General features: G+C 56.0%; 24 protein-coding genes. 4 read left to right on the top strand and 20 right to left on the bottom strand.

Annotation, left to right across the window (positions count from 1 at the left end):
* Positions 1-148 precede the first annotated feature (148 nt).
* The 3 genes from ACQ66M_RS12355 to ACQ66M_RS12345 all read right to left on the bottom strand — a co-directional run bounded on the left by ACQ66M_RS12355 (position 149) and on the right by ACQ66M_RS12345 (position 7,133).
* On the bottom strand, positions 149-1,564 hold the full coding sequence (locus tag ACQ66M_RS12355) for a S8 family peptidase (RefSeq protein ID WP_430404124.1): 1,416 nt from the start codon (positions 1,562-1,564) through the stop codon (positions 149-151).
* Complete coding sequence (locus ACQ66M_RS12350) at positions 1,561-5,688, bottom strand: hypothetical protein (RefSeq protein ID WP_430404122.1); 4,128 nt, start codon at positions 5,686-5,688, stop codon at positions 1,561-1,563. The genes ACQ66M_RS12355 and ACQ66M_RS12350 overlap by 4 nt, the downstream gene beginning before the upstream one ends.
* A 77-nt stretch (positions 5,689-5,765) precedes the next feature.
* Positions 5,766-7,133, bottom strand: coding sequence for a hypothetical protein (locus ACQ66M_RS12345; protein ID WP_430404120.1), 1,368 nt, complete (start codon positions 7,131-7,133; stop codon positions 5,766-5,768).
* A 183-nt stretch (positions 7,134-7,316) separates the two neighbouring features.
* Between ACQ66M_RS12345 and ACQ66M_RS12340 the strand changes: the two genes are divergently transcribed.
* The gene (locus ACQ66M_RS12340; RefSeq protein WP_430404118.1) at positions 7,317-8,432 is read left to right on the top strand and encodes a helix-turn-helix transcriptional regulator; all 1,116 of its coding nucleotides are present in this window, start codon (positions 7,317-7,319) and stop codon (positions 8,430-8,432) included.
* Between the two features lie 382 nt (positions 8,433-8,814).
* On the opposite strand, the gene ACQ66M_RS12335 is transcribed toward ACQ66M_RS12340, so the two are convergent.
* The 3 genes from ACQ66M_RS12335 to ACQ66M_RS12325 all read right to left on the bottom strand — a co-directional run bounded on the left by ACQ66M_RS12335 (position 8,815) and on the right by ACQ66M_RS12325 (position 11,697).
* Positions 8,815-9,522 (bottom strand): sensor histidine kinase, encoded by a 708-nt coding sequence (locus tag ACQ66M_RS12335; protein ID WP_430404116.1) that lies wholly within the window; start codon positions 9,520-9,522, stop codon positions 8,815-8,817.
* Positions 9,523-9,863: 341 nt separating this feature from the next.
* Positions 9,864-10,616 (bottom strand): methyltransferase family protein, encoded by a 753-nt coding sequence (locus ACQ66M_RS12330; RefSeq protein ID WP_430404114.1) that lies wholly within the window; start codon positions 10,614-10,616, stop codon positions 9,864-9,866.
* 85 nt (positions 10,617-10,701) lie between these two features.
* The gene (locus ACQ66M_RS12325; protein ID WP_430404112.1) at positions 10,702-11,697 is read right to left on the bottom strand and encodes a homocysteine S-methyltransferase family protein; all 996 of its coding nucleotides are present in this window, start codon (positions 11,695-11,697) and stop codon (positions 10,702-10,704) included.
* 184 nt (positions 11,698-11,881) lie between these two features.
* Here ACQ66M_RS12325 and ACQ66M_RS12320 point away from each other — a divergent pair, with 184 nt between their 5' ends.
* A complete protein-coding gene (locus tag ACQ66M_RS12320; RefSeq protein ID WP_430404110.1) occupies positions 11,882-12,496 on the top strand; it encodes a TetR/AcrR family transcriptional regulator in 615 nt (204 codons plus the stop codon).
* 145 nt (positions 12,497-12,641) lie between these two features.
* Here ACQ66M_RS12320 and ACQ66M_RS12315 read toward each other — a convergent pair whose 3' ends face one another.
* The gene (locus ACQ66M_RS12315; RefSeq protein WP_430404108.1) at positions 12,642-12,926 is read right to left on the bottom strand and encodes a hypothetical protein; all 285 of its coding nucleotides are present in this window, start codon (positions 12,924-12,926) and stop codon (positions 12,642-12,644) included.
* A gap of 272 nt (positions 12,927-13,198) precedes the next feature.
* Here ACQ66M_RS12315 and ACQ66M_RS12310 point away from each other — a divergent pair, with 272 nt between their 5' ends.
* A complete protein-coding gene (locus ACQ66M_RS12310) occupies positions 13,199-13,597 on the top strand; it encodes a VOC family protein (protein WP_430404106.1) in 399 nt (132 codons plus the stop codon).
* A gap of 226 nt (positions 13,598-13,823) precedes the next feature.
* On the opposite strand, the gene ACQ66M_RS12305 is transcribed toward ACQ66M_RS12310, so the two are convergent.
* From ACQ66M_RS12305 to ACQ66M_RS12245, 13 genes are all read right to left on the bottom strand, one after another.
* Positions 13,824-14,201 (bottom strand): hypothetical protein, encoded by a 378-nt coding sequence (locus ACQ66M_RS12305; protein WP_430404104.1) that lies wholly within the window; start codon positions 14,199-14,201, stop codon positions 13,824-13,826.
* Between the two features lie 312 nt (positions 14,202-14,513).
* On the bottom strand, positions 14,514-15,281 hold the full coding sequence (locus tag ACQ66M_RS12300) for a hypothetical protein (RefSeq protein WP_430404102.1): 768 nt from the start codon (positions 15,279-15,281) through the stop codon (positions 14,514-14,516).
* 364 nt (positions 15,282-15,645) lie between these two features.
* Positions 15,646-16,449, bottom strand: a complete 804-nt coding sequence (locus tag ACQ66M_RS12295) for a hypothetical protein (RefSeq protein ID WP_430404100.1) — start codon at positions 16,447-16,449, stop codon at positions 15,646-15,648.
* A gap of 24 nt (positions 16,450-16,473) precedes the next feature.
* Complete coding sequence (locus ACQ66M_RS12290) at positions 16,474-16,716, bottom strand: hypothetical protein (RefSeq protein ID WP_430404098.1); 243 nt, start codon at positions 16,714-16,716, stop codon at positions 16,474-16,476.
* Positions 16,717-16,846: 130 nt separating this feature from the next.
* Positions 16,847-17,368, bottom strand: a complete 522-nt coding sequence (locus tag ACQ66M_RS12285) for a hypothetical protein (protein ID WP_430404096.1) — start codon at positions 17,366-17,368, stop codon at positions 16,847-16,849.
* Between the two features lie 74 nt (positions 17,369-17,442).
* Entirely contained in the window at positions 17,443-18,078 is a 636-nt protein-coding gene (locus ACQ66M_RS12280) for a hypothetical protein (RefSeq protein ID WP_430404094.1), read from the bottom strand.
* On the bottom strand, positions 18,075-18,512 hold the full coding sequence (locus tag ACQ66M_RS12275; RefSeq protein ID WP_430404092.1) for a hypothetical protein: 438 nt from the start codon (positions 18,510-18,512) through the stop codon (positions 18,075-18,077). The genes ACQ66M_RS12280 and ACQ66M_RS12275 overlap by 4 nt, the downstream gene beginning before the upstream one ends.
* A gap of 705 nt (positions 18,513-19,217) precedes the next feature.
* Positions 19,218-19,706: a GFA family protein gene (locus ACQ66M_RS12270; RefSeq protein ID WP_430404090.1), complete on the bottom strand. Its 489-nt coding sequence runs from the start codon at positions 19,704-19,706 to the stop codon at positions 19,218-19,220.
* A gap of 45 nt (positions 19,707-19,751) precedes the next feature.
* Positions 19,752-20,573, bottom strand: a complete 822-nt coding sequence (locus ACQ66M_RS12265) for a class I SAM-dependent methyltransferase (protein WP_430404088.1) — start codon at positions 20,571-20,573, stop codon at positions 19,752-19,754.
* Positions 20,573-21,112, bottom strand: a complete 540-nt coding sequence (locus ACQ66M_RS12260; RefSeq protein ID WP_430404086.1) for an OsmC family protein — start codon at positions 21,110-21,112, stop codon at positions 20,573-20,575. The genes ACQ66M_RS12265 and ACQ66M_RS12260 overlap by 1 nt, the downstream gene beginning before the upstream one ends.
* Positions 21,113-21,135: 23 nt before the next feature.
* The gene (locus ACQ66M_RS12255; protein ID WP_430404084.1) at positions 21,136-22,386 is read right to left on the bottom strand and encodes an NAD(P)-binding domain-containing protein; all 1,251 of its coding nucleotides are present in this window, start codon (positions 22,384-22,386) and stop codon (positions 21,136-21,138) included.
* Between the two features lie 38 nt (positions 22,387-22,424).
* Positions 22,425-22,991: an OsmC family protein gene (locus ACQ66M_RS12250; protein ID WP_430404082.1), complete on the bottom strand. Its 567-nt coding sequence runs from the start codon at positions 22,989-22,991 to the stop codon at positions 22,425-22,427.
* A 59-nt stretch (positions 22,992-23,050) separates the two neighbouring features.
* Positions 23,051-23,623 (bottom strand): carboxymuconolactone decarboxylase family protein, encoded by a 573-nt coding sequence (locus ACQ66M_RS12245; protein WP_430404080.1) that lies wholly within the window; start codon positions 23,621-23,623, stop codon positions 23,051-23,053.
* Positions 23,624-23,774: 151 nt separating this feature from the next.
* On the opposite strand from ACQ66M_RS12245, the gene ACQ66M_RS12240 reads away from it, so the two are divergent.
* Positions 23,775-24,437, top strand: coding sequence for a winged helix-turn-helix transcriptional regulator (locus ACQ66M_RS12240; protein WP_430404078.1), 663 nt, complete (start codon positions 23,775-23,777; stop codon positions 24,435-24,437).
* Positions 24,438-24,847: the final 410 nt, after the last annotated feature.

Genomic DNA, 24,847 nt, shown 5'->3' with positions numbered 1-24,847 from the left:
AGAAATGGGCCAGGATTGCCCGTATGGCTGCCGGGTCCTGATGTCTGGCTTTGCGCCCAAAGCTGAAGCCCGGATCATGCCGAAAGCGGAAATTGACGACAACACGGACCTCAGTTCCGGGAATGAAGTCATGAGCAGTTGGCTCATGTCATCCCAGAGCGAGCCGATAGAGCGTTTCCCGGGTCTGGCCGCCGGTGCGTCTGACGACCAGGCGTATGGTCCAGACCGGTGCACCGGTGAACTCGGTTGCGTTGACAGCGGCCAGGGGTGCATTCGTCACCCTGGCGCGACCTTGCGCGACCTGCTTCCAGCTTGAGGGTGTCTCGCCTTGCCCGATTTCAATGATATAGCTTTCCAGCCTGTCAGACGTTGCCGTGCCGATGATCTCGGCAGCCGGTCCATTGGCGCCCTGCACCACACGCACGCCAGATATTTCCGCAACGATGGAGGCATTCGGATCTGCCGCCAGAGCGGCGCCAATGTCGAGCGCCCCATAGCCCGTGAATTGATCGCCGCCAGCAGCACCAATATCCCTTCCTGACTGGAGGAGAGCCTGGCGCACCTGCTGTGCAGTCAGGGACGGGTCGCGCGACCAGAGCAAAGAGGCAGCACCTGTCACGAACGGCGCAGCAAAGGATGTCCCGGTTGCGCGGTAGTAACGCCTGTCCGGGCCGACAATGGCCGAACCGCGTGGATAACGATCAGTCAGGTTCAGCAATGTGTCGGTGGCGCGGGCGCGCAGCGAAAGGATGTCTTCCCCCGGGGCGGCGATTGAGACCTGCGGTCCCCAGTTGGAATAAGTGGCGCGCTCTCCATCCTGGCCTGTGGCAGCGACCGTGATCACAGCCGGATGATTGACGAAGGCATATTCCGACAGGTTTTGCCCTTCGTTACCGGCAGCAACCACGATCAGCACGCCGTTCTGTGCGGCGTAATCGAGCGTTGCGTTCTCCAGTTCTGGCGCAACGGGGCCGCCCAGACTGAGATTGATCACCTTTGCGCCATTGTCGACCGCATACCGGATCGCTTCGGTGACATAAGCGGTTCGGGTTCGCCCGAAATTGTTCACGGCTTTGAGGACCATGATACGCGCATAGGGGTTGAGCCCCGTCATCCCTATCCCATTGTTCACTTCGGCCGCGATCAGGCCGGTTGTGAATGTGCCATGGCCATCATAGTCCCATGGCTGGTTCGTGCCTGCCATGAAATCCCAGCCGATCAGGTCATCGACATATCCATTGCCGTCATCATCCCTGCCATTGCCCATGATCTCATCGTCATTGGTCCAGAGACCGCCCCAGGACAGGTCCAGATGGGTCCAGTCGATCCCGGTATCGATCATCGCGACAATGACTGGCGATGGCGACTCGCCGAGCGCGTCCCACACCGCGTCCGGATCGCTCATGCCGATGGCCTCGAAGGCCCATTGGTCACGCGATGACTGCCCCCAGGACCCGGAGGAATGGAAATAAGGGTCACCGATGCGTGGCGTGGTATCCTGGCCAGCAGACGTGAGGCCAGGACCGCTCGTGAGAAGTATGAGAGCAAGGAAGCGCAAGATCATTCAACTGCCTCCTTCTTCTCCAGGCATGGCCCCAGTGACCGCCAGTCCGGATCATACTGTTCATAGGCTCCACCGCCGCTAAGGTTGAGGGTCAGTCCTGGCGAGAGGCTGAGTGATGTGCCGGGTTGCCAGTTCAGATCGCCCCGCCCATCGGACCCCAGCCTCGCCTGCGGCGCATCCGCAGCGGCGGCGTCCTGCATCATCAGGCCGAAAATAACGGGTGAAAGGCCCAGAAATTCGGATCCCTGCAGCCAGCTCTCAAGCTGGGCTTCACGCCAAAGCCCGGCAAGGCGGTTGACGCCGCGCTGCCCGGCCACTTCACGGGCCTGATTGAGCGCGCTGATCCGATCAGGCTGGTTAGCGAGATTTTGGAAGAAATCATCCCAGTGCCGAGCCGCCGATTGCCCGGCTTCTGAGCGAAACGCCTGTCGCCCCTGTGCCCCCGCCCGCTCAAGCGCCCAATAGGCATCCATGGCTTCGTCGCCGCTGGCCCGCAGCACATCATCAGCGGCGCCTGCCGTTCCACTGAAGACATCATCCGAGAATTTGTACCAGAGTTGCAGCCATTCCCGGCTGGCATTTCCCAATCCCGCCGGGGCTTCAATTCCGGCAGCGGTTCTTGCCGCTTCGAATGCCTGCCAGGCTTCATCCATGCTCCGGGCCCCGAATCGGTGGCCGTGTTCAGCGGCTGCCTGCGCCGTATTGAACAAGCCTGTTGCTGCCTCGGAGGAGCCGCCCAGGGCGGCTTCGCTGCCCTCGCGTATCGTAGCGCTCGTGGCTGACCCTGTTGCGGCACCCGTTGTGCCTGCAGCTGCGCTCGTCGTCGCGCGTCCCGTCGCCTGCTTGGTGAGTTGAATGACACCCGTATCAAGCGCGATCGCCGTGCGTTCAGCGGCCTGTGTCCCAAAGGTGCGAGTGGCGCCACCGACCACGAGTTTACGGGCCCCGTTTATCAACACGCCTCCGCTGGCATACAGCCCGATGTCGACCACGAATCCGGCCCTGGTAATGTTGCCGAGCGAGTCGAGGTGTTGCTGCGCAGAATCGCGCTGGGCCTCGAATTGCCCTTTTTTGCGATTGAGTACAGTTTCCCTGAATGATCCGGGGTCGGCATCCTCCAGCAGCCCGTCAACGACGTTGAGCTTCTCCTCGGCCGAGATCAGCGAGAATTCAGACATGCGGACCAGTCTGTCATTGTCATAGGACAAGCCACTGCCCACTGACACCCAGCGTGTGACCCAGGTGGTCCACTGCCTGGCGTCCTGGACACTTGTGTCAAAGCCATAGCGCGTCGCGATACTGTCCCAGGCGGCCTGATTGATTTCGTCCGTTATGTCCGTGAGCTCCTGTGCCCGGGCTTCCTGCTGCGGACGGTCGAGTTCGTTGAGCTGTTCTGCGAGGGGGGTTGTCTGCGCGTGAATACCGGCCTGCAAGTCGGTGATTTCGTTGAGGAAGCCTCTGATCTGCTTCTCGCGCTTCCTGTCGCCATTCTCAATCGCTGTCTCCAGCTGTTCCTCGAAGCCAGTCCGTGACGCATTCAGACGGTTCTGTCGCTCGACCAGGGCGTCATACTGGGATTGCAACTGCGCCCTGGTCCTGGCGCGCGCTGCGGCCGCGTTGGCCGGCGGGTTTTGCGGCGCAGCTGGCGTTCGCGGGACCACTGACCCGTCCCGCAGCACAGGCACCTGATCACCGAATTCGAGCGCCATCTGGTTGAGGAAGTCTTCGACAACCAGCTCCTGATACAGATCCCCGTCCGTCATCATGCTTCCAATCAGTTCTGAGAGATCCTGATTGAGCTGATCAATCGCGCCGAGCGCCTGTTGCGGACCGCCATGCCCCAGGTCAAAGATCGGACCGGTGCCGGGCCCGGCACCGCAAGCCGGTGGCGGGCCCTTGTAGTCCTCCAGCAGTGTGAAATCCTGCCAGATCGGGCGCCAGGTCAGATAGGGATCGAAAATCTGGTCGATTATGGTGGACGTGATCGAGTTTTCGGGGTCGCCCTGCGTTCCGGCATAATGATCGAGCACCCAGCCATAGTAAAAGAGCTCGGAAAGCGCGACGGCGGTTTCCCAGTCCGGCGAGGTCTGGCCCGGCAAGGCTGGTGGCACGGGCTGCACCTGGACATCGGAGCCCGGATTGCCTTCGATGGCGACCTCCACGGGTGCCGCCGGAGGTGCTGCCTGAGGATGCGCCTCGTTCAAGCCACAAGGCTTCACGATCAGCTCGATGGACCGCGCAGCTTTCTTCTTTTCATTCGTGGCGGTTTCGACGACATCGAAGCGAATGGAGTATTTGCCGGGCCTGTCAGGTGCGAGCATAACGAGCGTATAGGTGCCCGAACCCGGATTGAGGTTCATTTCTTCAGGGGTGCCGCCCGGCAGGAGGGTGGCGGTCACCCTGACCTTGTCATTTTCGCGATCATGAATTTGCGCCCCAACAGTGATCAGGCCGCGTGGACAGACCTCCTTGATGATCACCAGTTCGGTTCCGGTCATGTAACCAATTGCACCCACCGTCGGCGGATCATTGCCAATCTTGATCCCGGTCTCGAAATCGACTGTGTTCGGCTCCTGCTCATTCGGGCCCGGCAGATCCTCGGCCCGCGCCGTGATCTTATGTGTTCCGCTGGCGCGCGTGTGAGCAAACGTGTCGGGATTGATGCGGAAACTGAATCCTTCATCATCACGACTGGTTTTGCGGATTGAACCATCTGAAAGGCGATAGACCTGTCCACCAGCGGCGCGCGCATCGATCTCGATCGCTGCAATATCATCCGCGCCATTGCCATCACGGATCGTGCCGACCAGCCCAACCGGAATATTGTCATTGGAATGAAACGCATCGCGGGGTGCAGGCCTCAGAAAGGCTTCAGGCGCGACATTCTCGACCGTGATCCTGACTGGCTGATCGGCCGTCAGCTGTGGCACTCCGGTATCGGCTACGATTATATCTGGCGCAAAAACGCCATGTGGGTGGGGCTTCTCGACAATACCCTCACGTTTCACCCTGAAGACATATTCGCCCTTGCCGGGGTCAAAGCTGATCTGTGACCTGGATGACCAGCGACTGAAGGCATTTCGCGGCGTTGTCCTGAACGTATCAGGATGATTGGTCAGCCTGACACGGTTCCGGTCAATCTCGTTGGGATTATTGGTGTCGGCGTTTCGGTCGACAATCGTGATTTCACCATCGATGGAGACCGTTTCGCCAGGTTCAACGCTGAAGGTAAAGGCCGTGCTCGTAATTTCAGGTGCAACATTCCTGACCGTGATGGCGGCATTCTGGCGGCCAGTTGTAAAGCCGGGGCCGGGAACGCCAACGGGGCGACCCTCGACATCCACGCGAATATTGTAGTCACGGTCAGCCCGGATCTTCGCAACGGTGATGCGGATGTTTCCGGCGGCGGTGTTCGTACCATTAACCGTGTAAGCGGGTGTTGCTCCGGATTCGGCAATCGCACCTGCGCCCGTCACGGTGATTTTCGTGATTGTGACAGCCTTACCGCTGCGCGTTGTCGCCGTGACGGGAATATTGATGATCGCGCCCGGTTCGACGGGCCCTGGCGGTGTCACGGTGACTGAGGCGATGGGGTCCGCTGCGGGGTCACAATCTCTGTCTGGCGGGTCAGCACGGCTGAGGTCCCGCTGGAGTTCGCGGATCCCGTCCCTTGCGCCATCCAGGTTGCGCTCGGCGCGTGTTACGTCATCCGGGGGGATGGTCGTCTCGCTGCGGGTCAGGTCGACACCCAGTTCAATATTTCCAGTATCCTCATCTGAGTCCAGGAAGCCGAACTTTATACGGCGTCCGATTTGCCCTTCACCGGATCGGCCATACTGTTCGTTCTTTGTCTTTATTGCACGCAGCCGCATGCGCAGCCTCAGGTGTCGCGCGGCAAAGTCTGAGAGCTTTGCCTCGTCCTGCTTTTTGTTGGGTGTGGCAGGCGAGCACTGGTAACCGGACCGGACTGAAAAGCCGGCGACTTCGCCAAGCAACTCGCTGACATCATTATCAAGCTCGGTGAAGAGGCGCTGCAGCTCGCTGGCTTCAGACTCCGCGTTTGCGGCATTCTGCGGGATGAAGCATGCCGCGACCAGACAAAGAAATCCGACAACAAGTCTCATAACAGGCGTCCCGTCGCCAGCCGATCAGGAGGATGGATGAGGCGGCGCAATCCATGCGCGCCGCCTCTAACCGGGTATCAGAAGGTCTTGACGATTCCGATCCGGAAGGCGGTCTCATCAAAGTCGCCGTCATCAACCACCATGGCCGGACGATTGTCGACGAACAGGTCATCGCCAGAACGTGGGATGAAAACGCCCAGACCGTCGCCACGCGTGCGATATCCGGCATCGGCGTAAAGCATGGCATCGGGAACACCACTGGCATTGGTGTCGAACATGAAGGCTGCGCCGACTCCAATTCCGGCATACCACGTGATGAGGTCGTCTTCAGAGTTCACGTCCAGCTGAAAGTCAGCGCCCGTTCCGCAGGGAATGCAGATGAAGTCCTGACGCGCATTCAGTTCGAGGTTTGCGTGCTGAGCACCAAGCTCGACACGTGGCCACCATTTGAAATTCCTGTTCAGATAGAATGGCCGGAACAGATCTACTCCGAGATCGAGATAGTCACCCTCGATTGAGATACGTCGCGTATCAGAGATGTCTCCAGAGAAGTCGGGTGGCAGGGAAACACCTGATGAGGTTTGCTCAAGATGGGTGAACTCAAACTTCGGCGCCCATTTGATGCCACCAGCCAGGTCCCATTTATCCGCTGGAAAGAATGTCCCGCCGATACGCCAGAACTCGACTTCGTTCCTGACATTTACATCAAGCCCGGACGCGCCGTAGAGGATGCCGGTTGTGTCATCATTGGGATTGAGATCAAGATTGACATTTCCGGTCACGTCGGTGCCAGAGGCAACACTTCCACGGAATTCGCTGTCATCCTCCCCGTATTCATAATTCAGTGAGAAACCGCCAACACCTGGATTATTGTAGAAGAAGCCACCATTGACGGTTTCCAGCTCCGTTTCTGGCTCTGTCATGACAACAAAGCCTTCGAGCCCGCCTCGCAGCACCAGCCCGAAGCCAACTTCCGGCGTATCCACCTGGCGTACGCCAGCGCCAAGATGCAGCCCCCAGCCTGGTTTCTCAACCAGAGGATAATCATTCTCAACGCCGGCTGGTGTGCCGGAAATGGTCGTGGTTCCGGTGCCGACATCAATGCTGAGCGACTCCCCATCCAGGAGCGGTGGTGTTCCGATCACACTGGCGTCGTCGCCTTCGCCGATCGTCAGTGTACCTTCCATTGTGGCATTGTCTGACATGGTGATGACGAGGAACACCCTGTCATCGTCTTCATCATCGGGTTCAACAATTTCAATGTTTTCTACAGTTCCGGTCGCCGGTGCAAAACTGACAGTTTGGGTGGGCACTTCTTCTGCGCCTTCACCGGTCAATGTTACCGTCTGGACATAGGCAGCCTGGGCGGACATCGCCCAGAAGGCGGCGAAACCGCAGAGCAGGAGTGTTCTGCAAATGATTGAAGTCGACACTATTCGGCTCATTTCGGTCCCCTCTGGCAGGCAAGTCTCCGTCTTCCAGAGTAAGCACCTCGATCGACAACGCATGATCCAAATGGGCTATGAAATTCAGGGTTCACCTGATTTCAAAGCGGTTTTGGCCGCCTTGTTTATCGCAATTCTGCATTTTGCTGCTATGATCCACGAAAAGTGCACTGGGTGAGCGGTTTGCGTGAACAGCTTCTGGACGCGATTTATGATGCACCTCTGATAGAAAGAGGCTGGCAGCAGGCATTGCTGAAAATCGCTGATGCGTTCGGCGCAACAGATGCGGCGCTGTATGCCAGTGATGACAAAGGGCAGTCGCTTGCCAGGGCGGTTTCAGGTCGCCTCAGCCAGGAGGTCCATCAGCTATACTTTGACGATTTCGTCACGCGCGACACCCAGATCGTCCGGTTGCTACAGCTTACGCGGGACCAGGATATCACTGGCCTTGATCTTATCGAAGATGAAACTGATGTGCCTTGTCCCGTTCATCATGAGTATCTGATTCCCAATGGAATAGCCTCACAAATCGTATGGTTGCTGAACGGCCCGGGTCGAAGAAAACATACTTTCGTACTGATGCGCGACGACCGGTTTGGCGCCTTCGACAGATCAGCCCGGCGCCATTTCGGGCTGATCGCGAGGCATGTCAAGCGCAGCCTCCATATCGATACCGGTCTGCGAAAGGCCCGTGAAAGGGCACTTCGGGATGATGTGGTGCTCGCGCAAAATGAAATTGGATTGATAACGGTCACGCTGAGCGGTGAGCTTCAGGCACAGAACAGATATGCGGACAATCTCCTCAGGAACTCACCCGCATTGCGAGACGCCCTTGCAAGAGCACTGAAGACGGCAATGCAGGAGTTCTGGCAGGAAAGCCAGGCTCCGCTCTTTCAGGATCAGGTATTTGATCCACACAATCGCTGCACAGTGGAGATCAGCATCCACAGGCCTTCACATGCGAAATGCCAGGCGTTCAGCGAGGCACAACAAGGCAGAACTGTTTGCATGGTTCGGAAAATTCAGCCCAGCGTTGAACAGCGGCTCGCTTGTCTCAAGCAGCATTTTTCCCTGACCATGACAGAGATCGATCTCGCCGCACACCTGCTTGATGGCAGGTCTCTGGGTGAATTTGCCGTAGAGCACGGAAAGAGCATTCACACAGCCCGAAATCAGATGAAGTCCCTGTTGGCAAAGACACAGACAACACGCCAGGCTCAGCTTGTCGCCGAGTTGACCCGGCTGGTCCACGGAACGGTCGATCTCAACAGCAATGTGGCGGCCCGGCGCAAGTCATAGGTTCAACCGTGTTTCAGGTCGCACTGGCCGAGTACTGGACGGTACCGATGCCTATACGGCCATCTTCGCACCCGGCCTTGCGTTCCTGTACTCACTCCCACGCAATTTCGGTCATACAGACAATGTTCCGTACACGGCTCCGGGTCCTCACTCCGTGGATTTGATCGTCATTACAAGGACATTCAATGAAGCAACCCGGCGCGTGTGCCCGGTTCGCAGGATCGCGCCGCATTTGCCGGGCTTGCTCTAACGAACTGACAGCGTCGACAGTGACGGTGAGGCCGCCTCGTGCGCCCGGAGCTGATAGCCGGCTCATCCCGAAGGCCATTGTCAGACAGACAGAATTTCGAAGACAAAAATTCGCCACAAGCGGACGTTCTGGTCATGCCGCGCCCGGAAGTGGCGCGCAAAGCCGACACTCGACGCCGCCCGGTTCAAATCGCAAGTCAACGACGCCCGAAAACGCAGACGACAGGTTCGTCCTGATCAGGGACGACCCAAAGCCGCTCCGCGCAGGCGCCTGGACGGGCGGTCCCCGACACTCACGCCAGAGAAATTCGAGCCTGTTTTCGACATTGGTCCACGAGACCTCGACTGCACCGCCTTCTGCCGACAAGGCGCCGTACTTCGCTGCGTTGGTGGCAAGTTCATGCAATGCCAGGGTCAGCGCGTGCGCCTGGCGGCCATTCAATGCGACGTGTGGTCCGGCAATGGCGAGTTGCTCGCCTGTTGAGATGTGCGGGGCCAGTGCGAGCCGCGTGACTTCGAGAAGCGACATCGGTTCAGTTTCAGCGTCGATCAACAGGGTCTGCGCGGCCGTCAGAGCGCTCAGCCTGGAATTGAAGTCCTCTAAGCGGATAGCGTCGGTATCATGAAAGGACTTACGCGCAATCGCCTGCACAACGGCAATGAGATTTCCGATGCGGTGCTTGAGCTCCTGTGAAACCAGTTCCCGCCGAACGCTTGCACCTTCGGATGCAGCAAGCGCAGCGCGAAGTCCGGCGTTCTCGGCGACGAGTGCAATCAATTGCTCGGCTCGAAGCTGATCGCTATCCGGCGGCCTGGATGCCGGGAAACTGTATATGTTCAACGCATGCCTGGCCGGATTGGTCCAGGGACCCGAGGAAATGTCCCACAACGCCGACACGAACCATTATCACGGCGCGTGCCCATTCGCAATTCGCCCCTCACACGATGCAGGACGTCTGTTCCGGGCCAGCTACGCCCGGATGAACGCTGAATTCTCATGTCTCGTTTTGCGCCGTTTTCCGACGCTCGCAGGCGGAGAGCCATCCGGCAGAAATTCGCCAAAAGCAGTCACTTTGCGCGAATCGCCGAGTGGACAACCAGGAGCGAGCTTAAGACGCTCGACGAATGATCGATAAATGGCCGCTAAGGGAAACGGATGGGCTCGAATTTGGTCCTCACCGTTCAAGGCAACTCGCTGCCTTGTTTTGTTGGTTTCATGAACGGGATAAACTTCGGTACTTTCTGCTGGTAAGCTTGGTAAGGTGCCCCGATCTCCTCGACAAGGTCAGCCTCTTCGAAGGGCGTCGCGAGCGCGATGTAGACTAGCGTTGCGACCGCGAAAACCAGGTGACCAACCGTGAAGTGCGGAACAAGAAACGGTGCAACCATCCAGCCCAGGCTGATCGGATGGCGTACGATCGCGTAGAGGTAGCGCGCGCTCATGTCGGGGCAGGATCGGATTGTCTGGCGAAACACACGCCATGCCTGTGTTAGCCCAAGAAATGAGAAGTGACCAAAGTGGAAGGTCGCTGCCACCATCATGACCCAGACGCCTGCATATCCGGCACGTATCAGGTTGACAAAAAACGGGTGCTCGACTTGCCAGATTGTAATCGGAATTGGCTGCCAAAAGCTGACAAGGATACCGGTCATGAAGGCTGTCATGAAAAGATAGGTTGCCCGTTCGATAGGTGCCGGGATGATACGAACCCACCACCGTTTGAAAGCGGATCGGGCCGTGATGGAATGGTGGAGTCCGAAAATGGCGACGAGTCCGGTGTCGACAAGGACCCCTTCGATAAGGGACGGCGCCACTCCATCGCTTATGGCCTTGGGCACGCCGATATCTGCGAGGAAACCGACGATATACAAAATGCTCGCAAGCCCAACCAGGTAAGCCAAAAGCGCATAAATAAGCATCAGGATTTTTGTCATTGTCTGTCGTCTCTGTTGTTTTCATTTTGGGGTTCGGCTTTCACGGGTGACTCCCGGAACCGACCCAGAAACCTGATGCTTGGTTTCATTTCTGCGCGATGCTGCCAGGATCGTGCCGTCGACCACAGGTGAGCCCCTGGCGGGCGATCTCGACCTCATCCAATCCAGCGAGACAGGCCACATGCCGGTGATCCGTGCCGCAACACCCTCCAATCAGACGAATATTCGGAAGTCTCTGAAGCAGGCCATTGTGCAGGTCTCCGAGTTCAATCGGGTCTCCTGCATCAAGCTCTTCAGCTTCGTCGAGTTCGGCATGGGACAAACGGGATGCATTGGTCCGGAGCCCGCCGATACGCTGGCGCCAGCCACCATTCTCGTCGAGCGTAGAGCGAAAGTGATCCGGGTGAGCGCAATTGATCATGAAATAGGCAGCGCCGCCGCTGGTCGCCCGATCGACCATGTCGATCGCCTCTGCCAGCGGCTGGCCTGACGGCAAACAGCCGTCCGTCTCAAGCGTAAAGGAGATCACTACCGGCAGATCAATTTCGTTTGCCGCACGAATGATACCGATGGCTTCATGCGCGTCCGGTAAGGTCATTGCGCTGACCATGTCGACCCCGGCCTTTCCAAGCGCCTGAACCTGAGGTGCGTGTATGTGGAATGCCTCGTCCGGGTCGGGCGAGTTTTCGGGTGCATAAGCATCTCCGGATGGACCAACCAGCCCGTTCAGGATGATGGGCAACTCGGGTGTTTCATGCTTGCGACGAATGCAATCCACAAAGACTGCGGCTTTCCTGTTGATAGCGAGGACATCCTCCACGGACATGCCAAGCGGCCCTGCCCACGCAGTCCCTGCACGCCAGGTAGGAGCGTCCATGACATAACCGCGCCCGCTTGCTTGGGCGATTGCAATGAAACGCTCGAAATAGGCTGTCAGCGCCGATCGGCCCCGCTCTGTTTCCAGCAACGCGGCTGCTGAAAAGCAAGGTAATTCAAAGCCTTCGTCAAAGACCATGTAGGTTTCAAGACCTCCATCGGTCAGATAGAATCGTTTAGAGGATAAAAGTTTGTCGACACGCATTTCGGTCTCCTTGTTGTTGGAGCGAAGACATACCTCTTGCCGACAGCCCGCGTCGATTGAACCCGTGGTACACCTGTTGTTGATTTGTATTCCTCAACAAAAACCGTGAGTTACCTGTTTTTCCGGTCGTGAAATTCTCCAGCCGTCTTGCCTGAACAGCACCTTCGGTACACTACTCAGCGTTATGCGCACGACGATCAACACGCGGGACGCCATCCTGAACACTGCTGAGCAGTCGGTGCTGCAAAAGGGATTCGACGCCACATCGATCGAAGAGATCATTGCCGCCGTTGGCATTTCCAAGAGCGGCTTCTTCTATCACTTCAAGGACAAAAATTCGCTCGCCCGCGCGATGCTGGAGCGGTACATCGACGCCGAAGACCAGCTTTATGACGACCTGTTCAATCGTGCGAGAGACCTCGACGACGACCCGCTTCATGCCATGCTGATCGGCCTGCGCCTCCTCGCCGAGACGCTGGCTGATATGCCCAATGATCACCCCGGCTGCCTGATTGCAGCCGCTGCTTACCAAGACCGACTGTTTGACCGCGGCGTGACGGAACTGAACCGCGAGGCTATCCTGGCCTGGCGAAAGCGATTTCGTGTGATGCTCGAGGAGATTGCCGTCAAGTACCCGCCCGCAGAACCAATCGATCTGGATGCACTCGGTGATATGGTATCCGGTGTGGCCGAAGGTGGCCTGATCCTCGAACGCGTCCTGGGTGAGCCGGGAATTGTCTCTGGCCAGATTATGCAGCTGCGGACCTACATAAAACTCCTGTTTTCGAACACTCGCTGAACGCGTTTTCGCTATGCATGGATGTGAACCTTTCTCGTTGCGAAGCAGCTTTGGCGGCGAGCGACTGATTTGTGCCAGAACGAGCATGTCGCGACGCTTCGCACGATCGGCTCGGATTCGCCAAAGGCTGCCACTCAGCGGCGTTTCACGCGCTCCTGGAAGGCAGAGTGTCGTCAGACATCAAAACATCGAGACGATGCCGCAGCTTGGTGGCAAACAGACGGGGATCATCTAACTCAAGGACGCAAGACAACGAGACGTTCTCCATGGTCGACATGATCCGGCCTGTTGTTCGATCGCGCTCGTCCGCCTCTGTTCGTGCCGACAAGACTCCGGTTGCCAGATCCAGAACGAGCAACAGACGCTTTTCGTCTTTATCCGTCGGACCCGATGCCCACACGGCGGTCTGGCTTTCAATCATCTCTTTCATCATATCTCCTTCAGTCTTCGCCCTCTATCGAGGGGTATCTGCACTTCGCATCTGGCGTCTCGCCATCACCACTCACGCATGCCTGCGCAGCGACACCGCCCCGCAGCCGTTCCTCTCCTGCGGGGGAGAGTAGCGCAGAGTGTTTGATCAGGCGCCGCGTTCTCGCCGATAGCGGTCATTTGCAGCTGACTCGGCCTTTCAATATGCGTGACGTTTGACGAGATGCATCAAGGAACGCAAAATGATGCGGTCGGCGCAATGGAGGAACGCAAATGGAAGACCCGCTGAGCCGCTCTCACACCGCGCCAAAGTTCGCTGCGCCAGATCCCGGTGCCATAGCCAACTGGTACGTAGAGCACTTGGGCTTTCCTCGAAAAGCCGTTTTCGAGGCCGGGGCATATGCCATTGTCGGGCGCGGCGACCTGACGCTCCATCTCTGGAAGTGTCCTGATCGCCACATTGCTGAGAATACAGCCTGTTACACAGAGTTGCGAGATACAGATGTTCTGAATGCGCTTCATTCCGAATTGCTCGCTCGCTCGAAGAAGGACGGGTTTGCGCCGGGTCGAGTCGAGGCAGTGCCGAAGGATCAGAATGCGCATAGTATGCGGGAGTTTCACGTCTGGGATCCGGCCGGAAACCTGATCGGCTTCGGCGCTGCGCTAAGTTGACCTGAAGAGCGACATCCCGATTACCGTCAAGCAAGCGGAGGCGCTTTATGTCCGCGTCCGGCGAGGTCCAACCGGATCAGTAGCGTCCCTATGACCCGATTCGATATCAGATCGCTCTTTCGGCGATGCTGAACCGAAAGGCGACTAAGGGCCAAATGCCGTCATCCGACATGCAATACCGGACGTCAGCTTTCGGTTTCAACCGGGGTGTCAGGACAGTTATCCGTTATTCAGTCCCGGGCAGACTGGGCGTGTCCTGGCCGGATCTGCTGATCTGGTCTTCCAGAAGTCCGAAGAAGCCTGTGACCTTGACGATCTTCCCGGCATCATTGACCTCGGTTACGTCAAATCCAGCCATTAACAGATCCTGATCGAGATGGATCGCCCAGTGGTAACGGCAATGATTGTTCTGAACATCGACGCGGCTCGTTCTGGAATAGACGGCACCCGGAATTTTCTTTTTCACCGCATGAACCATCCTGATGAATGCGTCACGGCCCATGATATTATGATTTGGGTCAACGAAGTGGACGTTGTGTTCAAGCGCTGTTTCAGCAAGCGTACGCACGTCGCTCTCGTCAGGCGCATTCCATGCTGCCAGCATTCTGTCCAGATTCTGAAGATACGGTTCCATATTTCCCCCGGGGCTCATCTCGGAGCCTGAGCATAGACACCATTCTTCAGGATGTCTCCTGATGACCCGATGGAGCCTCAATCAACAGGTCTGCTACCGGCGTCATTGGAGAAGCAACGACAGGTTCTCCAATACGGCATTTCTTCGCCGGAATCTGACACCCCCCGGCACAAGCGAATGGCTGCTTGCGAGACGTTTCAGATTTTACCGAGGGATGGCGCTCAGGAACGCAAGTCGTGCAGGTTTCAGAAAGACGACCTTTGAAACCAATAGAAAAATGGCTTAATGGGAGACGCCGAATTTCTGTGCCGCCACTGTTACAAATTCGTCGAGGGAAACCCATTCCCCGTGTATGTAGCGCTCGCCATTCTGATAGCCCCACATAAAGGCATCCAGTCTTTCCGCGGGGGTGCCGTGATGACCAGGGCTGGTGTAATGGAAATCCCCTGACTCATACGCATATTTCTGAGCAATTCGCAGGCCGTCAATGGCAATACGCGTATTTCTTTCCTGGCCGCTCGCGACAAATCCTGATACCGCGTCGGCCATTAGTTCAATGTTTTTCGTCGGCCCACGCATACCTCGACTGTATTGAAGAATATGAGCGGTCTCATGCGCGATAGTTGCGTTGATAGCGGCCGTGTTCAGGTTATCCGTCCCCGGCACAGGCTCTGCCAGCTCAAGTATGAGATGCGCGCCATACACGACGGTGTAGTTTCCATAGCCGCCATTGATGGCCCATGCGTTTGGTGAACTTGCATCATCGTAAATGTGGTATTCCGGAATATTTCCTTCCGAAAGACCGAGGAACCGAGCCGTCCTGATGGTGTTATTGTGGAAATGTCGCCGGAAATTGAAGTTTCCAGGAAATTCGACCAGCCACAAATTCTGACCGCCAACAGAAATATTTCTGGCGCCACAGGCGACACCCGAATCTATTCTGATCTCCGCACCCGTAAAGGTAAGATCGGGAACCGATTCAGTCGAAGTGCTTGCGCATCCGAAGAGAAGTAGTGGCAGGCCAGCCATCGCCAGGACACCCGCAGTCATTCGCGATGCAGTCACCATTTTAACACGCTGCTCCGTATACCATGTTGAACCATAGAAGATCTGCCAAATGACGCAAAGCGGACTGTAGAAGGATCGGTTCTTTTTGCAAATTCAGTGAATTCCGGACTGCTTGTGCGAGTATTCCAATGGTTTTTCTGGTCCGGCGGTTTCTGGATGTGTTAATCCATGCGGTTCGCGTTATGGTCTGGTCGCTGGCACGAACGCTTCGTGCAAGCTGAACAACCGCTATAGTGGGGCAAGTTTGAGCTATCCATCGAAATCCCAATCGAAGCGCTCTGTTGCAATTTGGCTTCTGGTGATCGTTCAGGGCAGGATTTGTGGCACGATCTCTGCCCGGCTCGCATCAATGTGCATTTTTCTTCAAGAGCCTGAGCAACTCGTCAACATCCTGGACATCCTCCGCCGCAGCTTTTCCGATCGCCTCAAAGGCTTGTCGTATTCGGAGAAGATGTGCGCGGGCTTGCGGCAGGTATTTTCGGCGCTCCCTCACCAGTGCTTCGAGCAACATCAAGACCGTATCCGGTACACTTTGCGGGTCTTCGCCGGCCCAGGGGTTGATCCGGGCGACCAAGTCCAGCGTGTGATCTATGCTTTCAGCTGTGATGGACGTTACAATGTCAGCAGACAACGCCTCCAGGAAACAGGCGTCGCTGGCCGAATAAAGACGTCTCAGAAGCGTCTGCAGCTGTGTGTCATCAGGTCTGGGGATCAACTGGCGCATCGTCGTTCTGCAGGCGACTTCCATCAGCGCATCAGCGATGGCCGGGACATCGGCCCCGTCACATCTGATCGTGATTTCCCTGTGCCGACCAAAAGAAGACGAGTCCCTCGCGTCGAGGTCTGCGGCATCAGGTGACGCGCCATTACTGTCGATTAGCGTCTCGAACAGAACCCGGTCCCGGACCGTCATGAATCGAATGAGAATGTCGTCCGGTATCTCAATCCGGAATGCCAGGACGTGCCCGCCGCGGAATTCGAACTCCAGACTCGGAAACGACACGTCGCCGATTGGCGCGGCTGACATTCCGGCAGTCATTTGAAGGTCTTTCGCGGTGCCAAGACGAGCGACCAGTGCGACCATCACAGCCCAGTGAGTTGGGTTCCTGGCAAGGTGCGCTTCAACGGGTTCCGGGAGAAATTCTGACATGATCGAAGACGTGGCCCTGATGCACTAGCTCTCGGCGCCTTCTCCTGACTGGGATGTCAGCCTGGCGATGAACTTGTCTTCAGGGAACTGAAGCCACGCCAGAATCAGCCGTACATTTCTGTGGACCTGCTGGCCCTCGGGAGGTTGCAGCCAGGCTCTGATCTCTCCGCTCTCGCGGCCGCATTCGGCTTCGCGCTGCTCGATTGTCTGGCCCATGTCGGAACAGAGCGAAGTCAATGTATCCAGGATCTGAGCGTTGCGATGCATGGGTTTTCTCCGTCTTTCGTTGCGATCGTCGGCAAAAAGTACTTTACAACAGCAGTGCTGCGTAACCGACCGAAACCGTCATCACAGTGGAAAGATGACCTGATCTGTGAAGCACGGCCGTAACTTCTTGCTATTTGAACGGATCGTCATCAACCATTGTAGCCAGGTGATTGAATGCGTTTACCACCCGCTCAGGACGTGCGCAAAAAACTTCGACTTTTCTGGGAGTCGTCGTTCGCGTGCTTTTCTGCTGAGCGATTCCCTGAGGCGGCGTATATTTTCTGGTTTCTGAAGCAAAACCCCGGTCGCCAAAAAGTTCAACTGCCGCGCCATCAAAAATTTCACTCATTCGCGCGCCTTTCAGGTCCGACAAACTGAGTTGAATTTTATACTCGCTGTATCCGGGGTTTGTCGTGTCGCGAACGCCGTCGCCATTGAGATCAAAAAAGGTTTTACCTGACGACCAGACTTCAAGCGTCGTTTTCGACAGCTCGAGACGGTCGGTCCTGGTATCATTCCAGGACGCCCCTTCACAGGCATTTTTGATATACGTGGCTGTTTCTTCAAAAGACTGCGAATTCGCAGACAGCGGAAGTGTAACAGCGGTTACTGCAAGTGCTGCACATACCAACGCGATTTTCTCTATCTGCATCTTCGCTTTTCCCCCGATTTCAAATTTCGAATCTACTGCCAGATAAGTTCATCAACAACGACTTATGAGCCTGATCAGAACGGCTCATCATCGCTCGATCTGGCCAGTGTTGCCCAGTGCTCAAAGGCGCGCCTGATGCGTTCAGCGGAGTTACGATCCCTGATCGCGATGTGCGTAAAATTCTGATCTACCAGGCTACCGTCATCCCAGGAAAATTGCTGATCAACCGAAAATTTCACCGTTACAGAATAGCAATTTCCGATTGTTTCCTGGATTCTGCCGTCCGGTAACTCACGAATACTTTTCACTGGATTTCCGATGCTAAACAACTCGCCGACGCTAACCGAGTTTATGTGCTCGGGTGAGAAACTAAAGCCAGAGCTAAGGTCCCTATGCAGCTTCGCACCGTTCTCAATAATAGTTGTATCCTCAGAATAGGAGCGCGTAAGTCTGAAGAGCCCATCTACTTCGTCTGGGGCAAGCTGGTATGTAGAGCGCATGATCGTCGTTTCGTAGATTGCCCCACTTGCTTTCTTCCAATTCATGTCCGTTCTGCAATTGTGGCTCGCGGCTGGAATTTTTTCCGTCAGCCATGCGATCGTTTCAGCTTCATTTGCTTCCTGAGCGGTTGCGGGGAGCTGCATCACCATCATCAGGCTGAGTGCTGAAACAGCCTTGGCTGCGACTTTCGCAAAATGAACTGTCATCATGAATCATCCATCGCAACGCTGCGTACGATGCCATCCGAGAATGACCTCTTATGAGAAGCAATCCGTCCACGCATTGCATCAACAGCCTCATCGTAAGTTCCAAAACAACTGCTGACCTGTCCCATGGCCTGACCCCCAATATTGTGCTGAATCAGAGTCTCGTCATTCCATTGCGCGATCGGCATTCGCCGATTGCTTCCATCATCAAAAATGACGTTCGAGATGAACAGGACACTTTTGCTGTGAGCGGCAGAACCGTTGGCGTCCGTTCCTGGAATTTCACATATATTGTCCGGATCACCATAAATGCGGTCCTGCACACAGGAGCCGGCGACGAAAATATAACCCGACTGGCCGTATCTGCATTCTGCTGCGGCGGTCGCCGCAAACGCCACAAAGACAAGACACGCTGCGCTATTTCGTAAGACGGTCATTTCCTGATTCCTCTGGGTGTGATGCCTTTGTTTCTGCCGCAAACAACTCGCAGGACGCCTGCGCAGGACTTCCCGGTCCTCTGGTGTCTCTCTCCTGCAGGCACAGAGACTGACCAGGCCGTCCCAAACCTGTCAGGTAGTGCAGGTAACCTGTTCCTCTGTAAACATGACTATCGTCTGTCACCAACTGGATGATTTGGAACGGCGATGTCAAGTAGATGGCATTGTCAGCGACATCAGACATGAGGCGTGCAATCCTGGAGAATAGTCAGGAACATGGACCAGAACCTGTCGCGCTAATTCAGAAATTTGCCCGACATCGTCAAGCCTGGCATGCTGGTAATCCGCCACGAAACAAATGGACTTGAAAGCTCGAATTTCAGCGCTCAAACACTGCCAGGAACGCCTGGTCGGGAAGCCCTGGCCATCTGGCTCGAACCCGCCAGAACAGGACATCGACCACTCCCCGGCAAATGGCTGCTTATGAGTAAGTTGGACGTGCCGTGGCGCGATGAGGTGCAAGACGGCAAGTCGTTCGATCTCAGATTGGCCACCGCTAACGCCGCTCTTCGCGAATGGCGTGACTCTCTCGTGAATCAAGACCGTTATACTGGCCAAAACGGAGACTGGCTCGTACCAGGCTGACAGTCCCCTTACCGGGGCTGTAACGGCTTGCAAGTCTGGCGTAGTTCCTTTGCCAGGCCCTCACGATTGGGGACGGGATTTCAGAGCGCCCAGTCTCGCAATATTTTCAGGCGGCCACAGTTGAGACGTTCGGTAGTATTGATCCACAGCCGGGACACCTTCGGGAATTTTCAACCAGGTGACTTTCGACTCAACATAAATATGTACGCCCGGTGGAAACGCGCTCGGATCATCGAGCGTTCCAACCCGTACAAATTTTACAAAGTCACCAATCCCGCCATAGGCGTAGTGGCTCCACAGCGCGACATGGCAACTCGGACACCGCACAATTTTCTGCCCCTTTCCGCTGTTCGAGGGGGTGTTTACGGTTTCAGTATCACCGTCCAGAATCTCGACAAAGTCTGTCTCGATCAGCGCGTTCAGGGCAAACGCTGCCCCGGTTTCTCTTTGGCACCATCGGCAATGACAGCAATGAACGAACATCGGCGAACGTGTCATGCGATAGCGTGTGCGGCCGCAGGCGCACCCGCCCTCAATGGGATGTGTCATAATTTCGCTTCCTGCCTTTGAGCAATTTGAGATGCTTTGCCATGGTTAGGGTTTCTTGCCTGAGCAAACGACAAACTCGCCCGGAATTTCATAACCAGGCCGTGACGCATAAGGTTCAATCGATGCCAGATACGCCGCGTCAACGGCCTTCTTCGTCTCTTGGTCAAACCGTGCATACGCCATGGCAACCGGGCCACCCAGAAAAGCCGCTTCGAGCGCTTTCTGGTCGTCTTTATAGGATAGTCGTGTCTGCAACCGTTCCATATCAACGGCTTGAAACCCACCAAGCGACATTTCGTGCGGAAGACTTTCGCCTGTGCCAAGACGGAAGAAGAGCGGGCAGACATCTGAATTCACATGTGCGTCAACAATCGGAAAGATATCAGCCCAACCGCAATTTTTGCGCGCGCCCCATACGGCGAATACAGCGCGCCCGCCTGGCTTCAGTACACGGTAGGCTTCAGCAATTGCGGCGGTCGGATTCGGGCAATACATCAACCCAAGTGCGCATGAAACAAGATCAAAAGTCTCGTCCCTGATGCCGGTCAGCCGTTCGGCATCGGATCGAAACGCTCTGATATTTTTATAGCCGAGCACGTCCGCCTCTTGTTGCAGGAAATCAACCATGCGTTCAGACAGGTCGGTTGCGATGACCCGACCACCAGGGCCAACTGCGTCAGCAAGCGGGAGTGTAACAAGACCGGTGCCGCATGCCACATCAAGGACATGCTCGCCGAGCTGTGCATCAGCCATGTTGAGGAGACAAATCCGGGCCGGTTCAAGGCTGTCTCTCCAACCATCATTATAAAAAGAGGCAGCTTTGTCCCAACCATAACGCTGGACGCGGGTTTGCAGCTTCGGATTCATCAGGCAGCACCTTCCGGCATTGACATCAATTTTGAAATCGAGATCCTGGTGTCGACTGGAAAACGGCCCCTTATCGCATCCATCATTGCGGAATACCGGAGCGATGTTTCCACGACGCACGAGATATCCTCGGACGTGGCATCTGACGTAAGATGAATGTCCAGAGAAGCGCTTTCAAAGCCCGGTGCAGTGTCATCTGAAACACCAAACTGTCCTCGGGCGTCGACACGAGTTGTAAAGGTAACGTCGATCGTGTCGATCGCCACATCCATACGAGCGGCCCACATCCTGATGCCAATCGCAACGCAACTGGACACGGAAGCTCTGAACAGAGTGCTCGGCGAAGGCGCGATATTCTGCCCCCCCATCGACACAGGTACATCGGCGTACAATTCCCAGCCTTTTTCTTCGACAGAACAATGAAGGCCATTCTTCACACACGCAGAGCTTGCATGGTCTCTTTGTCCGATGTCGGGTCGTTTTTCGACGAGCGCCGCTGCGCGCTCCAGGATATTTTTGAGGGTTTGAGGGTTTGGCATTGCTTTTACTCCTGCCCTTGAGATTATGCCGCGCGGGCGACACCACCGGCGAGAAAGGTGGCAAGATGAGTGGAAAGCGCATGCGCGTCGTCGCCAACACCGTCGATAAAACCTGACTTGCGCTTACGCATGAACGCCAGGCCCAACGCATAGAGACCGGGCAACTCGAGCACCCCGCCATCATGGCGCAAATGTCCGTGCCGATCGAGAACGGGCAGATCCAGCCATGAATAGTCCGGTCGGAACCCAGAGGCCCATATCACAGTCTTGATTCCGCGATCCTGCAGGTCCATCGACAGGTCTGGCGCGTCAGGAACGCATGTCGGGCGCAAATCATATCGGGGATCCAGGTCAGCCGACAATCCTGTGAATTCAGCCCAGTCATCCAACACGCGAAGCAAACGGTTCATCTTCAGATCCGCGAGATGGCAAACATTCGAGAGTGAGCCTGAGAACTGGACACGGTTGTCTTGCATTGCCATTGTTCGGCCAACAATATCGACGCCGATAGATTGAAGGCTATTCAAGCCAATCGTTGAGCGAGATGGCCCTCCAATCAATTGCATTGACGGCAGACGGCGCACTCGGGCCAGATCGTCAACCTCATGAATGGTTGTATCAAAGATGCCTGCTTGATCCATCAACCACATGATGTCGCGGCCGCGATAGGTGCGCGGCATGCGGACGTGTTCGCCAACCGAAAGGGTTACATCACGACCTGCAAGCTGAAGCTCCTGAGCGATCTGGACACCACTGGCAGATGGCCCGACGACGAGCACGCCGCCATCTTCGATCTCGCCTGGATTACGATATTCCCTGGATGACAAGGATCGGGTTCCGGAAGGTAACTGTTTCCCAAAAGCCGGGATGCTCGGCGTATTCATTGTCCCTGAGGCCAGAACCAGCGTCCGGCAAAGCCAGTCTCCCTGATCAGTCTTGACGCAGTAGCCGTTATCGATGCGGCTAACATTCAGCACTTTTGTTCCGGTCTTCACAGGTGCGTCAATTTTACGGGCATAGGCATCAAAGTACCTGACGGTTTGACTCAGTGTCTTGAATTCATCGGGGTTGCTCTCCTCGTCGTCAAAGCCGGGAAGCCGGCTTTGCCAGTTTGGTGTTAGCAGGCGGAGCGAGTCCCAGCGTTCGGTTCGCCAGGCATTGGCTACATGACCGCGTTCCAGAACGATATGGTCAATGTTCTTCCGGGACAGACAGTAGCTCATCGCGAGCCCGGCCTGACCTGCGCCAATGATGAGTGCGGTAATACGTTGCATGAGACTCGCTCCAGGGTAGGTGTTGATAATGGCGGGGTTCAGGTAACCGTGACGAACACGTTCGTCGGGTTTGTGAAGATGTCGAAAACGGCTGATCGCTTCTGTGACTGAGCCACCAGGGCCTCGATCTCTTCGTGGCTCGCATCCGCATCGATATCATAATTCACGCGGACAGCGCTGAAGCCGTTGCGGGTCGACGGGTCGACACCAAGAATGCCGTACAGATGCATATCGCCTTCGAGCGTCGCCCTGACAGATCTGAGCCTGATGCCGCGATTTTCAGCAACCGAGGCAATGCCCGCTGTCAAACAACCAGCCAGACCCGCGAGTACGATCTCGGTGGGCGTCGGAGCTGCATCCGGTGCGGCGAAGATTTCGGGGTGATCAGTATCAATGGTGAATGTCTTGCTGCGGCTCTGTTCTTCACCGAGGCCAGAGAATTTATTCATTTCAGTGCGCGTGTGCACGCCGCCTTTCCATTCACTGGTCGCTTTCCAGGTGAATTCAGCTGCTTTTGGCGCAGCTTCAAACGCCTCGCGAGCGCCAAGAAGAGCCTCGACATTGACGCCATTGATAAGCGCTGGTTTCGTTTCAGTATGTGTCATCTGTTTTCTCCGTTTTGTGGGTTTCAGTGGTTCGTTGTTGAGTGGCCGTTTGGCCGTATTCAATTGGAGTCAGCCTTTTCGCCGAGAGGCGTCCAAGCCTGATCGAGAAAGGCTTCATCCAACGGAATTTTCGCGATTTTGCTGGCGAAGTTCGTCATCGTCTTGGCAGCGATGCCGAGGAGCAATTCGAGAAGTTGCGAGCAGGAATATCCGGCGTTCAGGAAGGTGATCGTGTCGGCTGTGCTCAATTGACCCTTGCGTTGCAACATCGCCAACGTTGTGCGACCAAGGGCCTGTTCGCGCGGATCAAGGCTGAAACCACCGCTCCTGACAGCATCGACAGTCTCAGCGTCGACGCCCTGCTGTAAAGCAAAGGTTGAGTGTCCAGCAACGCAATATGGGCATCGATTGTAAACGCTGGTCGTGAGAGCAACAATCTCGCGTTCTGCCGCCGAGAACGATGTCTCTTCAAATGCAGCATTCAACGACATCAACCCTTTGAATGCGCTGGGGACACGCGCAAACACGCCATAAACGTTTGGGATGAATCCCACTTCTGCTCTGATCGCATTTAAAGTGCTTTCAGAATCCTCCGCGGTCGTCATTTTCGTTGTGGTTACAGATTCGGTCATTTTGCTCATCTCATTTCGATCCAGGTGATGGAACGAGATTATGGGCCGCTCGATGGATCCGATACTTTGCGTTTCAGAGTATCTCACTTCGGAATCCGAAGTATCCAACTTCGCTAAGCGAAGTTACAATGAGGTCAGATGGAGAGAGCTTATGAAATACAGCCAGTTTTGCCCGATTGCTAAAGCGACAGAGATTTTGGGAGATCGGTGGACGTTCCTGATTGCGCGCGAACTCCTGATGGGCGCCAGCCGGTTTGGTGAGTTGCAGCGCGGGCTGGGATCCATATCCACTGCGGTCCTGACCGAGCGGCTGAAATCCATGGCTCGCGACGGTCTGATCATACGGCGCAAGATCACCGGGAAACGTGGCTACGAGTACTTTCCGACGCCAGCCTGCAAAGAGCTTCTGCCAATCATCGTTGACCTGGGAGGTTGGGGCATGCGCTGGGCAAAAGACAATCTGGTGGATGAAGACTATGATGTTGAGCTTTTGATGCTCTATCTGGAACGAAGCATTGTGCGCGAAATGTTGCCGGGACCGCAAACCATCCTGCAATTTGACTTCAGCGACCTGAAAAAAATGCAGCAGTGGTGGCTTGTCGTCAACGAACACAATGTTGAGGTTTGCGAAAAAAACCCGGGATATGACGTTGATGTCTATTTCAATTCGACCGTACGGGTGATGACCGATGTCTGGCTTGGACACAGAACATATAAAGACGCTCTCCAAACGGATGAGTTGGCAATAATCGGCGATACCTCGCTGACCAGATCAGTCAGCAAATGGCTGGCCTGCACGACATTCCAGAAGTAACCTCATATACTGCTTCCTCTGACTTCCAGCATGGATGGCGCAAGTGAGCCCTGGATGCTCGACCTCGGGTCAATGCGATGATCATTCAATCCATGGACCACCCCGACGGGGGCTGACCAGATAAAACGGACATTTGAAACTGGTTCAGAAAACGACAGTGAGAGACCAGGTGCCAACGTGGAACAGACTTTCGCGACAAAACCCGGGACCGGCAAAACAGGGCCAGGTGCCGTCATGGCCCTGGATTCTCCCGAGTGGCACAGGCTGTCGGACGTTCGCGCGCCCACTGGCAGTTCTCCATCGGCGTAAAACAGGCAATACCGTCCCGTTCGAGATCACCAGGCAGACCCGCGGGTCGATTTCAACATGGTGAGAAGTAAAGGAACACAAGCCGGCATATCCTGACGAGA

This window comes from Hyphomonas sp., from assembly GCF_965284475.1.
GTDB lineage: Bacteria > Pseudomonadota > Alphaproteobacteria > Caulobacterales > Hyphomonadaceae > Hyphomonas.
The sequence above is the reverse complement of the archived record's forward strand: the minus strand, read 5'-3'. Positions and strand labels throughout refer to the sequence as shown.